The 15,527-nt window shown below is 51.1% G+C and carries 11 protein-coding genes; 7 read left to right on the forward strand and 4 right to left on the reverse strand.

Annotated features, from left to right (window positions below):
* The first annotated feature begins 341 nt into the window (after positions 1–341).
* Positions 342–1,169, forward strand: a complete 828-nt coding sequence (locus ACJ2PR_RS06690) for a DNA/RNA non-specific endonuclease (RefSeq protein ID WP_446876450.1) — start codon at positions 342–344, stop codon at positions 1,167–1,169.
* 266 nt (positions 1,170–1,435) lie between these two features.
* On the opposite strand, the gene ACJ2PR_RS06695 is transcribed toward ACJ2PR_RS06690, so the two are convergent.
* Both ACJ2PR_RS06695 and ACJ2PR_RS06700 read right to left on the reverse strand, forming a co-directional pair.
* Positions 1,436–1,843: a nuclease A inhibitor family protein gene (locus ACJ2PR_RS06695; protein ID WP_446867398.1), complete on the reverse strand. Its 408-nt coding sequence runs from the start codon at positions 1,841–1,843 to the stop codon at positions 1,436–1,438.
* Between the two features lie 82 nt (positions 1,844–1,925).
* Positions 1,926–3,410: a DEAD/DEAH box helicase family protein gene (locus ACJ2PR_RS06700; RefSeq protein ID WP_446876451.1), complete on the reverse strand. Its 1,485-nt coding sequence runs from the start codon at positions 3,408–3,410 to the stop codon at positions 1,926–1,928.
* A 436-nt stretch (positions 3,411–3,846) separates the two neighbouring features.
* On the opposite strand from ACJ2PR_RS06700, the gene ACJ2PR_RS06705 reads away from it, so the two are divergent.
* Positions 3,847–7,536 (forward strand): GAF domain-containing protein, encoded by a 3,690-nt coding sequence (locus ACJ2PR_RS06705; RefSeq protein WP_446876452.1) that lies wholly within the window; start codon positions 3,847–3,849, stop codon positions 7,534–7,536.
* Positions 7,537–7,994: 458 nt separating this feature from the next.
* Positions 7,995–9,776 carry a penicillin-binding protein 2 gene (mrdA, locus tag ACJ2PR_RS06710; protein ID WP_446876453.1) on the forward strand — a complete coding sequence of 594 codons (1,782 nt, stop codon included), beginning with the start codon at positions 7,995–7,997 and terminating at the stop codon, positions 9,774–9,776.
* 101 nt (positions 9,777–9,877) lie between these two features.
* On the opposite strand, the gene ACJ2PR_RS06715 is transcribed toward mrdA, so the two are convergent.
* On the reverse strand, positions 9,878–10,945 hold the full coding sequence (locus tag ACJ2PR_RS06715) for a SpoIID/LytB domain-containing protein (RefSeq protein WP_446876454.1): 1,068 nt from the start codon (positions 10,943–10,945) through the stop codon (positions 9,878–9,880).
* A 70-nt stretch (positions 10,946–11,015) separates the two neighbouring features.
* Positions 11,016–12,140, reverse strand: coding sequence for an RNA-guided endonuclease InsQ/TnpB family protein (locus ACJ2PR_RS06720; protein ID WP_446876455.1), 1,125 nt, complete (start codon positions 12,138–12,140; stop codon positions 11,016–11,018).
* Between the two features lie 36 nt (positions 12,141–12,176).
* Here ACJ2PR_RS06720 and ACJ2PR_RS06725 point away from each other — a divergent pair, with 36 nt between their 5' ends.
* The 4 genes from ACJ2PR_RS06725 (at position 12,177) to ACJ2PR_RS06740 (ending at position 15,365) form a co-directional block, all read left to right on the forward strand.
* Entirely contained in the window at positions 12,177–12,305 is a 129-nt protein-coding gene (locus ACJ2PR_RS06725; protein ID WP_071837133.1) for a DUF6290 family protein, read from the forward strand.
* Positions 12,306–12,463: 158 nt separating this feature from the next.
* Positions 12,464–12,946 carry a glycosyltransferase family 2 protein gene (locus tag ACJ2PR_RS06730; protein WP_446876456.1) on the forward strand — a complete coding sequence of 161 codons (483 nt, stop codon included), beginning with the start codon at positions 12,464–12,466 and terminating at the stop codon, positions 12,944–12,946.
* A 234-nt stretch (positions 12,947–13,180) separates the two neighbouring features.
* On the forward strand, positions 13,181–14,596 hold the full coding sequence (locus ACJ2PR_RS06735; protein ID WP_446867390.1) for a NupC/NupG family nucleoside CNT transporter: 1,416 nt from the start codon (positions 13,181–13,183) through the stop codon (positions 14,594–14,596).
* A 13-nt stretch (positions 14,597–14,609) separates the two neighbouring features.
* The gene (locus ACJ2PR_RS06740) at positions 14,610–15,365 is read left to right on the forward strand and encodes a hypothetical protein (protein ID WP_446876457.1); all 756 of its coding nucleotides are present in this window, start codon (positions 14,610–14,612) and stop codon (positions 15,363–15,365) included.
* The last annotated feature ends 162 nt before the right edge of the window (positions 15,366–15,527 follow it).

The following is a 15,527-nucleotide window of genomic DNA, read 5'->3' on the forward strand; positions in this document are numbered from 1 at the left end:
AACCAGGATTCTTCTCTTCAAGTCCCCCAAAATTGGCAGCTTGGGAGGCAGAAGCTGTGAACAACGAAGCGAAAAACTCTCATGAAATTCACGTGGCGTTGCTGATTGGAGGGATGAATCTGTGGGAAGTGTCAATCTTTGCGCCCCCTAAATCCCCCAAAATTGGGGGACTTTGAACACTGGGTTTCCCTCCGCTTTGGGGCAATTCATCCCCTGATTCAGCAACGCCATTCACGTTACTTTAGCGCTCTACGATCGCTGGGTGATCAACGATTATTCTTGCAACAGGCTGGCTCAAGCCATAATTAAAGTCAGCTTTATGGTGGGCAGATCTGCCAAATATGATGAAATTACGGGGCTGGTGGGTTGCGATCGCGCTGATTTTGTTGATAGTGGTTGGCTGTGGCTTATGGATGCAGCGACCGCCCCAATCAATTCTTCCGGTGATCAATCCTAATCTGATGATGGGCAATCCTAGTAATGCCAAAACTGATGCCAACAACTATCTCTTAGAAAAGCCTCAGTATGTGGTTTCTTACAATAACAGTCGGCATATTCCTAATTGGGCAAGCTGGCAGCTAAACCGAGATTGGCTAGGAGAGGTGCCGCGCAGCAATAATTTTCGCCCTGATGAGCGTCTGCCTCAGAGATTTTATGCCGTGCGATCGAGTGACTACAACGGCAGTGGGTTTGACCGGGGACACCTCACTCCTTCTGGCGATCGTAGCCGCAATGCTGAAGACAATTCTGCGACGTTTTTGATGACTAATATTTTGCCTCAAGCGCCCGACAACAATCAGGGGCCGTGGAGAGTTTTGGAGGATTATTGCCGAGAGTTAGTCACCCAGGGCAAAGAGCTTTACATCATTGCGGGTGGCTATGGCAACAAACGATCGATTGGCAAGAGCAACGTCAAAATTACGGCTCCCGATCGCGTTTGGAAAGTCATCGTCGTCTTGGATAAACCAGGATTAGGAACGGCTGGCGTGAATGCAAAAACACGAATCATTGCGGTCGATATGCCCAATCAGCAAGGGATTCGAGAAGACGACTGGCGCAAATTTAGAGTCAGCGTTGATCTGACAGAAGATCGCACAGGCTACAACTTTTTAACGAATGTGTCGGATGCGATTCAAGTTCAGATTGAGGAGAAGGTCGATCAGGGATGAGGGATGAGGGAGAACTTCGCTTCGCGAGAGGAATGAGGGATGAGGGCTGAGGGCTGAGAAATTAAACCCTGTTTCTCTTCGGGTTGACGTGAATTCGATGAGATCTTTCGCTGCGGTTGTCGTCTCGGCAGCCCCCTAAATCCCCCACCAGTGAGGGACTTTGAACCAAAAAACTGATCTAAAAGTCGCCCAAAATTGGGGGTTGGGGGGCAGAAGCCGTAAACAACAAAGCGAAGAACTCTCATCGAATTCACGTTAACGCTATTTCAAGTTTCTACAGCTTGGGTGGTTAATCCTGCGATGTGTCCGGCTTCTGTTTTTCCGAGAATGTAGATGTCACAATTCACTTCACCCAGTTGATAAACTTTGAGATCTCGGAGATGTTGTTTGAGCGCGATAACAAGCTGCTGATATTGATGAACGATCGCTTGTTCTTCCTCATTCTGCCAATCTTGAATTTGGGTAGCCGTTGCAAAAAAAGCATCAAAGTCCTGGGTCTCGACAGACGTATCTGAACGATCGAGATGTCTGAGAAGGGTACGATCGTTCAATTCCTCCTGCGCTTCATTTTCCCAAACAACCACCTCAAACGGCGCTTCTGACTCACTGATCCACAACAATCCCTGAGAAGACTCTTTAAGCCGATTCAACACTTCCGACAAGTCATTTTTCATCCCTCATCCCTCTCGCGAAGCGTATTACCCCCAAAGGGGGAACAGATCATCGAAGACAACCCCTCATCCCTCGTTCCTAGCTCTAAGACCAATCATCCCAATCCGCCTCAGATTCGGCCGCACGAGGCACCGTCTTAGCAGGCACCGCATAAATCGTAGGAGGCACCAACTCTAGCTGATGGGACTTTGATGATCGAGCCGTTTCACCTTTGCGCCGACGAGACACGTTTTCCTCAGTCGTATCCTCTGCCACCACTTCGTACAATAATGCCAGTTTTGTGGGGTCTTTTCCTTTGCGAAGAATGCGCCCTAGACGCTGGATGTATTCGCGGGTCGAAGCCGTCCCTGATAGCACGATCGCCACACTCGCCTCCGGCACATCCACCCCTTCATTTAACACTCGCGAAGCCACCAAAGTTTTGTAGTCTCCCTGCTTAAATCGCGTGAGAATCTCGTGTCGTTCTTTAACCGGAGTTTGATGGGTAATTGCGGGAATTAAGAACTCTTGGGAAACGCGATAAACCGTGGCGTTGTCGTCGGTAAAAATCAGCGTGCGTTCGGGATGATGTTGAGCCAGCAGATCCGCCAAAACTCTCAGCTTGCCCTCAGTGCCAAAGGCGATCGCTTTCGCTTCTCGATGGGCCAACATGGCTTTGCGTCCCGCTTTGGATCGGGCACTCGCCTGCACAAATCGCTGCCAGCCTTGAGCGCTGCTGAGGTAGATATTGGCTTCTTTGAGAAAGGCATTGCGAATCTGAATTAAGCGATCGTAGCGTTCGCGTTCCTGTTGAGAAAGTTTTACTTTGATCTGAGTGGCTTTGTGTTTTGCGAGGGCTGATCCAGACAGTTCCTCAGCGGTTTTACGATAGATCTCGGCTCCGATTAAGCTTTGTAGATCGGCGTGTTTGCCATCCGTTCGTTCGGGTGTGGCCGTGAGTCCTAATCGGTAGGGCGCGATCGCATATTCAGCGATCACTCGATTAAAGTCACTGGGCAAATGATGGCATTCATCAAACACCAACAGCGCGTATTGATTTCCCAATGTTTCGGCATTGATGGCAGCACTATCGTAGGTTGAGACAAGAATGGGGGTACGATCGCGCGATCCGCCTCCGAGCAAGCCTACCTCAACATCTGGAAAGGCCGCCACCAAATGAGCATACCACTGGTGCATGAGATCCAATGTCGGCACCATCACGAGCGTACTGCGCTGAGTCGCCTGCATCGCCAATTGTGCAAGATACGTTTTTCCGGCGGCGGTTGGCAACACGACCACACCCATACGGCCCGCAGACCTCCAGGCATCCAGCGCTTCTTGCTGATGAGGATACGGCTCCATTTCTAGACTGGTCACCATTTTAACTTCTGCAAACGCCCTGGCTTTGTCGTCAAGTTCTGTACCTTCTGCCCGCATGGCCAGCACCAGATTACGATACTGATGAGCGGGGATGCGAAACTTTTCCACCCGATCGTCCCAGGTGGCATAATCCATCCAGGCTTTACCTTTGGGAGGCGGATGCAAAATGAGGGTGCCGCGATCGAATTTGAGAATGGGAGTACGAGCCATTTTTTTGCTCAGAACCTTTGCTCAGAACACTTGTTCGCTTCTGATGCTTATGGTGTCACCTCTCGCAGGGTTTCGCAAGACGTTGGACGAGAGACATTAGACAGAAGACGTTAGACAGGAGGTTAATCAACGGCTGACGTGCGTGAATTCGATGAAAGTTGTTCGATTCGATATTCAGCGCTTCTGGCCCCAACTCTAGGGGACTTTTAGACAAGATTTTCGGTTCAAAGTCCAAAGTCCAAAGTCCCCAATTTTGGGAGATTTAGGGGGCGAAAAGATGGACACTTCCCACAGATTCATCTCTCCAATCAGCAACGCCAGAATAAAAATTCGCCTGAGTTTAAAAGAATACTGAAGTCTAAAGTTTCTTATGTAACAATCACAAAAGTATGGGTGATTTCTATGAAAAACGCAGCGTCGTAGCCCCGTTCAATTTATGAACTTATTTTCGTCAGACAGCGAAGCGGCAAGACTGAGCGCCCTCCAGGAATATTGCATCCTTGATACTCCCCCCGAAGCCGTCTTTGATGAATTGGCTCAACTGGCAGCAGAGTTGTGTGGCACAACGATCGCGCTCATTAGTCTGATCGACGACCATCGCCAATGGTTCAAAGCCAAAATCGGTATCGAAGCGTCAGAAATGCCCCGCCGCAAGGCAATGTGCGCCCACACCCTGACTCAATCAGATGTACTGGTGGTTGTGGATGCGTCAGGAGACGAACGCTTTATTCCTCATCCCCAGGGAGCCGCCGCGCTGCCGATTCGGTTTTACGCAGGCGTTCCTCTGGTCACCTCAGAAGGGCTGGCGATCGGAACCCTTTGCGTCATGGACTATCAGCCCCAAAGCCTTGATGCCAAACAAACGCAACACTTGAAATCGATCGCTCGCCAGGTCATCACTCAACTCGAACAGCGAAGAAGAATTCTCCAACTAGAGCAGACAGCCGCTCAAGCCCAACAGACCAGTTTGCAGCTTCATCTCCAACAGGCTGTGGCGCGAGTCCTCGCCGAATCTTCGTCCCTTAGCGAAGCGACTCCCCGACTGTTGCAGGCGATCTGTGAAAGCTGCGGCTGGGACTTGGGGGAACTGTGGGTCGTCAATCGAACCGCCAATCAAATTCGCTGCGCGGCCAACTGGTGTCGATCTCAAGAAGAATTTGTTGACTTTGGAGCCTCATCTCAAGAGTGGGTGTTTTCGCCTGGGTTAGGGCTTCCCGGTCAAGTTTGGGCGAGTGGCAAACCGTTGTGGATCACCGATGTGGTGTTTGACAAGCGATTTTTGCGATCGCCCCTCGCTCAACAGTCCAGACTCCACACCGCACTCGGCTGCCCGATCTCCAGCCGCAACGGAATTTTGGGCGTGATCACCCTGTTCAATCAAGCCATTCAGCCACCTGACGAAGCGTTGATGGTGATGATGGTTACCTCGATCGGTAGCCAACTCGGCCAATTTATCGAGCGCAAACAGGCTCAAGAAGAACTGCAACGACAAAACCTGCGATCGCAACTCTTTGCGGCCATCACCCTGAGAATTCGGCAATCTCTGAATATTCAAGAAATTCTCAACACCACCGTGGCAGAAGTGCGGCAATTTTTGCAGGCCGATCGCGTGCTGATTTATCGCTTTGACGAAGATTGGATCGGCACCGTCGTCGTCGAATCGGTGGATACTCCATGGGTGCCCGCCCTGGGTCAAGTCATTCAAGACACTTGCTTTCAAGAAGGGCGATGGAAGTCTTATTATCACGGGCGAACGGTGGCGATCGATGACCTCGAATCCTCTGACCTCACGCCCTGTCACAAACAGCTACTCCAGCAGTTTCAAGTCAAAGCCAATCTGGTCGTCCCCATTCTACAAGGCACAGGCTCCAAGACAGAACCCGTTCTCTGGGGGCTTTTGATCGCACACCAATGCGCCACCCCTCGCCACTGGCATAGCTTTGAGGTCAACTTTCTCGCCCAACTCGCCGATCAAGTGGGAATTGCCCTAACTCAGGCCCGGCTTCTGGCGCAAGAAACCCAACAGCGAGAACAGTTAGCCCGGCAAAATCTGGCTCTAGAGCAAGCTCGCGCCGAAGCAGAACGCGCGTCTCAAATGAAAAGTACTTTTTTGGCGACGATGAGCCACGAGATTCGCACCCCAATGAACGCCGTCTTGGGCATGACAGGGCTGCTGCTAGACACAGGTCTCAGCGCTGATCAGCGAGATTTTGTCGAAACGATTCGAGCCAGTGGCGATAGTTTGCTGACGCTGATTAATGAAATTCTCGACTTCTCCAAGCTAGAAGCGGGAGAAATGGAACTCGAAACCCTCGACTTTAACCTGTCTACCTGTATCGAAGAAGTCGCCGATCTGCTGGCCCCCGCCGCCCACGCCAAAGGATTAGAAATTGCCACGCTGATCGATCGCAATCTCCCTTCTCAGCTTCAAGGAGATGCCAGTCGGCTGCGACAAGTCTTAACTAATCTTGTGGGCAACGCCGTCAAATTTACGAATCATGGAGAAGTGGTGATTCAGGCGACGCAGCAATCTCCTCAAGATACCCGCCAGGGGGCGCAGACTGCGACCACGACCACATTGGAGATCTCCGTTATGGATACGGGGATCGGCATCTCGCCAGACGCACAACGCAAGCTGTTTCATCCCTTTGCTCAGGTGGATGCCTCCATGACGCGCAAATATGGCGGAACGGGTCTGGGGCTGGTGATTTCAAAACAACTGGTAGAGCTAATGGGCGGCACGATCGGAGTCGAGAGTCTCGAAGGCCTGGGGTCAAAATTTTGGTTTACCCTCACCTTTGAAAAGCCTCTGCAAACGGCCCCCACGCTCGTCAGTCCGCTTGATCTCAGTCAACTGCGGCTGTTAGTGATAGACGACAATGCCACCAATCGTAAGGTTTTACGCTATCAGCTTTCGGGGTGGGGAATTCAGGTCAGCGAGGCAGACAGTGCCCCCGCCGCGATCGCCCTCCTTCAATCTCAGCAGGCGATCGATCGCCCCTTTGATCTGGCCATTCTCGACATGCAAATGCCCACTGTGGATGGAGAAACGCTGGGATCGCAGATTAAGGACAATCCTTTACTGTCTCAGACCAAGCTGATTATGCTGACTTCGGTACATCACTGGGGCGGCGCAAAACGGATGCTGGAGATGGGATTTTCGGCCTATGTGGTCAAGCCTGTCAAACAATCTCGCCTGCTCGCCTGCATTGTGACGGCTCTGTCTGATACGGTGGAAGCCGCCAAAACCCTGAACCCAGAGCCAGAATTAAATTCTGCGATCGCCCAATCTGAGAACCTGCTGTACCGAACGGCGATCTCTTCGAGTTACCCGCCAAGGGTCGTGCCCTTTGAGAAAAAATCAAAGCTCAAAATTCTGCTGGTCGAAGACAACACGGTCAACCAAAAAGTCACCTTAAATCAGCTCAAAAATCTAGGCTACACCGCCGATGTCGCCGCCAATGGTCAAGAAGCCTTGCAAATGATGGAGAAGATTCCTTACAATCTGGTGCTAATGGATTGCCAGATGCCCATTCTCGACGGCTATGGAGCCACTCAAGCGATTCGTCGATCGTTCCGAGAGACCTGTAAGGGGCCGCCAGTCCGCCCCCGCACGATCGTCATTGCCTTGACCGCCAATGCTCTCCGCGAAGATCGAGAACGCTGTCTAGAAGCGGGAATGGATGACTATCTGAGCAAACCCATTTCCAAAGAAAAACTGCATGAAAAGCTACTGCACTGGGGGGAAGTCTTGGAGCAAACTGATAGGGTGAGGCAAACTAGCCTGGCGATCGACTGGGAGCATCTGCATCAAATTTCTGACGGCAACACAGACTTTGAGCAAGAACTGCTACAGATTTTTGTCACGGACACCCAGGAGCATCTAAACACCGCCCAAACCGCCCTCGCCACTGGGAATCACGAAGCTGTCGCCCGCGCAGCCCATCATATCAAAGGAGCCAGTGCCAATGTAGGACTGACTGAAATGCAGACGATCGCCAGCAAGCTCGACCATCAGTCCCAACAGCAAAATCTTGAAGAGGCTCCGCAATTGCTTTTAGCATTGGCTCACTCTATCCAAACCGTGCGAGATTTTCTATGCAGCGAAGACTTGAAGAAGGAATAGAGCGGTGTATGGTGAGACGAGAAGGGACACTAAACGGGGAGGCAGGAAAACCTTGGGTCGAGAAGTCGATTTAGGACGATCAAAGCGTCCTTTTAGGAATTCGATTCTCCGGATTGTAAGAAAGAGGTAGCGAATCTAGCAGAGAGAAAGCCAAAATCTGAGGATACTGAGAAGGCTTTTTTGCAGTGAGCTTGTGAGGCTAAAGAGCAGGTTGAGGGTGAGTCTTTTAACCTCTATCAAACAGAATTAAACGTCTTATCTTTTGACTCCTCGATCGCTTAGAATACGCTCTCAGATAGTCAGGTAAAAAGTCTTCAAATCTTTGGATGAGACAGGATTATAAACCCAACAACCGTACAGCATTACAGACAGAAACTTCTGTCAAACATTAGGGTCTCTTTTAAAGTTTCACCCCGGTTTCAAATTCATATTTCAGCATAGGAAAGCTTGGATAGACGATGGCTAGTGGACTCTCTTTTGCATCTACCTCTTGGGTCAACCAAACCCGATCGCAGCGCTCTCACCGATCCATTGTGCTGCTGATGGTGGCGACAAGTTTGATCAGTGTTTGTTTGTTTCGACTCGCCCAGCTTCAAATTGTTCAGGGCAAACATAATCGCCAACTCGCCGAACAAAACCGCATTCGTCCCTCTCCGCTGGTGGCCGATCGCGGCAACGTTCTCGATCGCAAGGGCAATCCTCTGGCCGCAAACGAGCTATCAAGAGCAATCTACCTCTACCCGCGTGAGCAAACTCAGGCCCAATGGCAGCAGACCGCCGATCGCCTGAGCAAAACTCTCGACCTGCCCAAAGAAGAAATTCTCAAAAAGCTGGAAAAGGTGGGATATCGATCGGCCGTTCCCGTCCGGATCTATCGCAAGCTGACTCCCCCCCAATTTATTGCACTGCAAGAAGGCGGCGACATTCCAGGTCTCGAAATTCAGGCAGAATCCAATCGCAGCTATCCTAATGGCAGTCTGGCGGCCCATGTGTTGGGCTACATCGGAGAAGCCACCGCAGACGATCTCAAAGCGCACCCCGAATTTCCGATGGGGATGCTGGTGGGGCAGATGGGCATTGAGCGGATCGCAGACGCAACCCTGCGTGGCACCTGGGGCAATCGCCTGATCGAAGTAGACTCCATAGGCAAAGAGCTAAGACTGTTGGGCAAACAGCAGCCGATCGCGGGGACTAATCTGCGGTTGACGCTCGATCTCAAGATGCAGCAGGCCGCCGAAAAAGCACTCAACAATCGTCGCGGGGCGGTTGTCGTCTTGGATGTGAAAACGGGAGCCGTCTTGACGATGGCCAGTGCTCCCACGTTTGATCCCAATCTTTTTACGCGCAAAATCTCTGGTAAGGAATGGGAGACGCTGCAAAGCCAGGATCATCCCTTTTTGAATCGGGCCCTGCAAGGCTATCCCCCTGGGAGTACCTTTAAAGTTGTGACAGCGGCGGCGGGGATGCAGTCTGGCAAGTTTTCTCCTGACTCGACGCTGGCGACTTTTGGATCGATCAACATTGGCGGCATTTCCTTTCATGAACACGGCGGCAGTGGATATGGAGTGATTGGCTTTCCAGAAGCCTTTGCCTTTAGCAGCAACACGTTCTTTTATCAGGTTGGGATCGCTGCTGGCCCCGAAGAAATCTCGAAGTGGGGGCACCGTCTGGGCATCGGAGGCGAGACTTCTACAATGGGCTTAGATGGAGGCAATCACGGTCTCATTCCTACCCCTGAGCAAAAGAAAGAACTGTTTGGCGAGGAGTGGTATCCCGGTGACACGGTGAGTATGTCGATCGGGCAGGGCGTGGTGCAGGTGACTCCGTTAGAAATGGCGGTGATGGTGTCGTCGATCGCAAATGGCGGCTGGCGGATCAAGCCTCATCTTTTGGCGGATCAAACCAACTTACCCGCGATGCAGCGAGAAGCGACAGGCCTGAGTCCGGGAGCGATCGCCGTGATTCGACAGGGATTAACCGCCGTAGTGCAGCAGGGCACGGGCAAACAGTTAAATGATGGATCGATTCCGCTGACGGCTGGCAAAACCGGAACGGCAGAAGTCTTGGGGCAGCGTGACAATGCGCTATATGTCGGGTACGGGCCAGTCAACGACCCTCAGATCGCGATCGCGGTGGTGGTCGAAAATGGCGGCTATGGGGCAGAATCAGCGGTGCCGATCGCTCACGAGGTCTACAAAGCCTACTTTGGCCCCTCTAAAACGCCTCCCAAGCCTCAGTAGGTCTGTTTAGATTAAGGCTCACGAATTAAATCGTTATCTACCGTAGTCCACATCATCTTTGGGTTGATCAGACCGACGAGATTGGGAACGGTTGCAAACGCTTATTCGCGATCTTCTTCGATGCGAGCGACCCCGGTTTTGGGATAGTAATTAGACAAAATCTGTTTGTAAGAATAGCCTTTTTCGGCGAGGCTTAAGGCTCCTAATTGGCTCATTCCCTTGCCACGAAAGGCTTCTGCAACAATGTCGTCTGACGCGGCATAAAGTGACTCGACAATGCCCCCCCGATAGCTGACAAACTCGCCTGCTGTCTGATCGACCGCCTTGCGGGTTGTATCGGCTTCGGTCTTGATGCCGCTATAGACTTGAAAATACTCGTCTGACCCCATGTGATAGAGCGCATTGGCGGGTCTAAAATAATACGTCAACGCATAAGAACGCGCCGCTACCGACTGAGCTTTGAGCGCCTGCATTGGCCAACTCGGTGACACTTCACTGCCCACAACGCTGTGCAGATATTGGCGGAGATTCACATAATTGATCACCCGCAGCCGACCTGCTTGAGAGACTAACAAAAACTTGCCGTGATAAGGGCGATCGCCCAAATACAAAACTCCCCTCGGATCAGGTTCTACCCAAACAACCGCCGGGAGTTGGCGATCGCCTACCGCAATCCCGCTGCCTGCTAACTGGGCTGGATAGTTTGTCCCTGGGGCTAAGGTGTGCAGCGATCGTCCTTTTTCATCCAGAATCGTAGCACCCGCATTGGAGGCGATCGTCGAAGCATTCCCATTGCTGATCGACACCTGCATTTCAATAAACGAATCCACAGTGCCGCGCAGGGCTGCAAATTCTGCTTTGGCTTTTTGGTTGAGGGCGATTTCTTCTTTGGTCAGCGACGCAGGATTGACGGGCGTAAGCGTCGGAGTGGCTTTGACAGAGGGCGATTTGGTAGGTTTGGGCGCAGGAGTCGGGGACGCGGAAGGACGCGGGGGCACGACCTGCGGGTAACTCGAAGCAACGGGACTGGGGCGACTTTCTGCAACTGGACTTGGCTCAGACTGTGGCGTGTGATTGAGCGCATATCCTGCTAATGGAATTAGCCCCAAAAATGGCAACAGTAACCAGGGGCGCTGATTGAACCATTTGATCATTTTTTGTCCTGTCATCTCACCGTTCTGCTTGGGTCTACCTGGATTTTGACATACTCCCTGGCGTGAACGCACGGGGATTCTAGGGTCAGACAGCGATTGCAGGCGTAGCCTGTCTAACATCGCCTAACCTAGCGGTCGATGCCCCAACCGCACAAATATTTTTTGCAGCATTTTCGTCTCTGCCGTTCACCGATTGGCAGGACGGACAACGCCATTCTCTCGTATTGAGATCTAGGCTTTCCAGCACATGACCGCAATTCGAGCACGTCTTAGAACTCGGATACCAACGATTAATGAAGACAAGTTGCTTTCCTTTCTTGGTTGCTACCCATTCAAGGATTTTAAGAAACTCTCCGAACGCCAAATCTGAAATCTTGCGTCCCCATAGTCGCTGCATTCCCTTGAGATTCAACGTTTCAAAGCACAACACATCAAACTGATCTGTTAAATCGAGTGCCAACTTCCAGAACCAATCAGAGCGACGATTGCCAACATCTTCATGTTTGCGTACCAGATTCAATCTGGCGCGTTCACGGTTCGATGATCCTTTCTGTTTCTTGGAGTGATTCCGACTCGCTTTCTTGATGGCGTTGAGCGATTGTTTCAGGAATAGCGGTGATTCAATCTTGGAACCATCCGAGACTGTGAGGAATGTTTTCAAGCCGAAATCAAAGCCAGCGATTCTACTCGTCTCGACTTTGGTTTCTAATTCGCTTGTACCGTCAACCACGATGACCATAAACAACTCACCTAATGGAGTGCGCTTAATGGTCAATGTTTTGACCGTCCCCTCAATCTCTCTGGAGTTCCAATACTGATAGACGCGATTCCCAATCTTAATCCGATTGCCTGTCAAGAACTTGTAGCCTGCCTGCTTGAGGGTGAACGATTTGTATCGTCTCACCTTCCTAAATCCCGGTGGTCTAACTCCTTTCTTGTGATGCTTAAAGAACAGTTGGTAGGCTTTCTCGATTCGCTGGCAGATATCCTGTACAGCCTGAGAGCCTACGGTTTGCCAAAATGCTTTACGCTTTCTCAATTTGGCGATATGAGCTTGAAGCTTATTGCAGTTCAAGTGCTTACCCCACATCCGATAGTACCGTTTGTGGAGGGCGATGCAATGGTTATAAATCACCCCAGCAGCATTGATACTGCGTTTGAGGTGTTTATTTCGGCTGCTTTGATATAGCTTGAACCTCAATGTCTTCATGCTAGTATGATAGCATATTGCATTCAGAATGACAGCATGAAAACGATTACTTTGCGATGTTCAGATGAAGAATATGAACTGCTTTCCAAGTATTGCAAGAAGAAAGAACGGAGCCTCAATGATGTCCTTCGTGAGTTAATTCGTTCTTTGAACTCTGCCGACTGACATCGGCGCGGGAACCCGATTCTTCATCCCCGGCGTGAACGCACAGGGCTTTAACGGTTCCCGAACCCTCCGTTCCGGTAATTCGCCACCGATCGAGTGAATCAGAATCTCAAGATTCGGACTCCAAGTTAAAGAATAAATCACCTGTTTCTGTCATTTTGCCTGTTTATAACGAAGAAGCCTGTATTCAGGATACGTTGCATCTAATTTTGGGCTATTTGCAAACACATCCGAACTATAAATTTATTTTTGTGGATGACGGGTCGAGCGATCGTGCCAAGTGCATCATTTCTTTTGGAATTCATTTAGCCAAAACCCGACAGATTCAGCTACTTTCTGATCGTCCTCGTGCTGGAAAAGGACACGCGATTAGTCGAGGAGTTGACGATGCTCAAAGTGACTATATTTGCTTTTTGGATGGTAATTTAGCTTATTCACTCGATCAGTTAGATCGGTTAGTTAGAAAGCTGCAAAATGCAGAAGTAGCGATCGGTTGTCGAGGGTTAGTGAGCAGCAATAAAGACTTGAAAAAAGACTTGAAATGGAGCCATAAAATTGCAGGTCAAGTTTATAACTTTCTGTCTCGCAAAGTGCTGAATCTTCAATATCGAGATATGCAAGCAGGTGTAAAGGGATTTTAGAAACATGCGGCTAAAACATTGTTTGCTAAACAAGCATTAACAGGCTTTTCGTTTGATGCAGAGCTACTTTATTTGGCGAAAAAGTGGGGTATACGATCGTCGAAATCCCCGCGAAGGTGTCAGACCAGCATCAAACAAAACACTCAACCGTGAATCTTGTGCAAGACTCGATCCGAATGCTGATAGACTTGCTGAGAATCAGATTCAACGATGTGATCGGTCGATATCGATAAAATGACCTGGCTAAATCTTTTGTCCTTTGTCGGGATTTTTGCCCTCTGTGGGATCGCTTGGCTCGGCTCCGAAAACCGCCGTGTGATTCCCTGGAAGGTCGTAATTTGGGGGATTGCGCTGCAATTGGTGTTGGGACTGCTGGTGTTTTCGTTTCCGGTGACGCGCACGATCGTTCAGATTATTAGCACCAACGTCAACGCCGTTTTGGATGCGACGGAGGCGGGTGCTCGGTTTATTTTTGGTTCCTTATTAGTCCCAGACGCTTCTACCGTACCGGGGCCAGTGTTGGCAGGTCGCTGGATTGCTCGTGCGGTCACGCCGCCTTATATTCCGGTTGCGGGCGATCGCCTCAGCCCCGATAGTTTAAATTTGGGCTATGTGTTTGCCTTTCGCGCGTTGCCGTCGGTGATTTTCTTTTCCGCCCTGATGTCGCTGTTTTATTATTTGAGGCTAATTCAGCCGATCGTTGGTCTGTTTGCCAAACTCTTTCGCCGGACGATGAATCTCAGTGGCGCAGAGGCGTTGAGCGGGGCTACGAACATTTTTGTGGGCATTGAGTCCGCCCTGGTAGTGCGTCCCTTTTTGGCAGACATGACTCGCAGCGAACTTTGTGCCGTTCTTGCCTCCTGCTACGGAAGCGCTGCTTCAACGGTTCTCGCCCTCTACGCCCAGCTACTTCGCCCCGTTTTTCCCAACATTACAGGGCACCTGGTTTCTGCCTCGATTATGGCGATTCCGGCTTGCTTTGTCATTTCTAAACTGCTGGTGCCCGAAACAGAAACGCCTAAAACCCTGGGCAGCTTGCCAGAAGAACCGAAGGACGCGCCCGAATCGAATGCAATGGAAAGCGTGATCACCGGGGCAATGGATGGGGTGAAACTGGCGATCGCCATTGCGGCCCTTCTGATCGCGGTTCTGGGACTGGTCGCCCTGGTAAATTTGTTTTTTGGCAACCTGGCTTCTCTCGCCCAAAGCAGCAATCTCTTTTTGCGTCGTCTGGGCCTAATTTTTGAAGTCGTGACGCTGCAAAATATTATGGGGGCGCTGTTTTTGCCGCTAACTTTTTTGACGGGCGTTTCGTTAAACTGGGCGGAATTGTGGCAGGCTTCGGTTCTCATCGGGCGGCGGTTGCTGGAAACAGAAGTGCCTGTCTATCAGCAATTGGCGCTGTTGAGTGATCGAGGAGCAATCAGCGATCGCTCTCTGTTGATCGTCAGCTACGCGCTGTGTGGCTTTGCCCATTTGCCCTCGGTCGGAATCTTTGTCGGTGGCTTTGTTAGTCTGATTCCGTCTCGCCGCAAAGACCTGAGCGAATTGGGCTGGAAAGCTCTCTGGGCAGCAACTCTCGCAACCTTGATGATCGGATGCGTTGCTGGTGTTTTTGGATCAAACAATCCCTCAATTTTAGGTCGATAGGAGCAGACGAGCGATGAGATGGCAGCGAAACTGGTGGATGGGAGTGGCGATCGCCCTATTGGTTGCCGCGACGCTTATTCAAAACAATTGGACAGGATTGAGTCGGGCCCAAGCTGAACCGCCCACCGCTTCTCCATCACTTCCCGCTTCTCCCGCAGGGCCGCCGACGGCCGTTCCGGTGGCTCCTTTACCGACGATTTCTCCCACTGCGCCTGGTGTTCCTGTTCCCCCACTGCCCACTTCGCCGCTGGTGGCTCCCAGTCCGCTCTCTCCGAGTTACCCGCAAGGGGTCGCTCCGGTGTCTCCCGCTTCGACTGCGCTACCTTTGCCCGTGAGTGGTGAACATAAAGACCCGGAAGGCCGCTTTAAGATTGGGATTTTGCAAAATTATAAAGTCAGTCCTTTGGCGGGATCGGTGCTGATCGAGTCGCCCGACGGCAGTTTGGCCTATACGGTTTTGGTGCGATCGCAGGGACAACTCGCCCTACAAGGAACGGATAACGATGCGCTGGCCAAGATTGCTCAGACGGCATTTCAGCAAGGAGAAGGATTTCAGCCGGGTCAGTGGCAAGCGATTCCAGGGGGCATCAAGCTCGATTGGACAGGGAGCCTGACGATCGCCGGAAAAAGTCAACCGATCGGCGGCACGATTCTAGTTCGTCAGCTACCAACCGATGTGGCGATGATTTTGATTGCCGCGACTCAAACGGCGGCTGGTCAAGTTCCGAGTGCCATTTCAGCCTTAGTCGATAGTTTGCAGACGCTTTAATTAACGTGAACTCAACATAATTTTGGGCTACGGTTGCAGTTCTTAGCAGCCCCCTAGATCCCCCACAAGTGAGGGACTTTGTAATCAGAAATCTCTTTAAAGTCCCCCAGATTGTAGGTTGGGGGGCAGAAGCGCTAAACACCGGGGCGAAGAGGCTTAATC

The sequence above is a fragment of the Phormidesmis sp. 146-33 genome (assembly GCF_052939515.1).

Bases quoted from the DNA above. Each gene is read 5' to 3' on its own strand.
- ACJ2PR_RS06725 (WP_071837133.1), top strand. From the start codon at position 12,177: ATGAAAACGATTACTTTGCGATGTTCAGATGAAGAATATGAACTGCTT.
- ACJ2PR_RS06715 (WP_446876454.1), bottom strand. From the start codon at position 10,945: ATGACAGGACAAAAAATGATCAAATGGTTCAATCAGCGCCCCTGGTTA.
- ACJ2PR_RS06735 (WP_446867390.1), top strand. From the start codon at position 13,181: ATGACCTGGCTAAATCTTTTGTCCTTTGTCGGGATTTTTGCCCTCTGT.
- ACJ2PR_RS06700 (WP_446876451.1), bottom strand. From the start codon at position 3,410: ATGGCTCGTACTCCCATTCTCAAATTCGATCGCGGCACCCTCATTTTG.
- ACJ2PR_RS06695 (WP_446867398.1), bottom strand. From the start codon at position 1,843: ATGAAAAATGACTTGTCGGAAGTGTTGAATCGGCTTAAAGAGTCTTCT.
- ACJ2PR_RS06720 (WP_446876455.1), bottom strand. From the start codon at position 12,140: ATGAAGACATTGAGGTTCAAGCTATATCAAAGCAGCCGAAATAAACAC.
- ACJ2PR_RS06705 (WP_446876452.1), top strand. From the start codon at position 3,847: ATGAACTTATTTTCGTCAGACAGCGAAGCGGCAAGACTGAGCGCCCTC.
- ACJ2PR_RS06690 (WP_446876450.1), top strand. From the start codon at position 342: ATGATGAAATTACGGGGCTGGTGGGTTGCGATCGCGCTGATTTTGTTG.
- ACJ2PR_RS06740 (WP_446876457.1), top strand. From the start codon at position 14,610: ATGAGATGGCAGCGAAACTGGTGGATGGGAGTGGCGATCGCCCTATTG.
- mrdA (WP_446876453.1), top strand. From the start codon at position 7,995: ATGGCTAGTGGACTCTCTTTTGCATCTACCTCTTGGGTCAACCAAACC.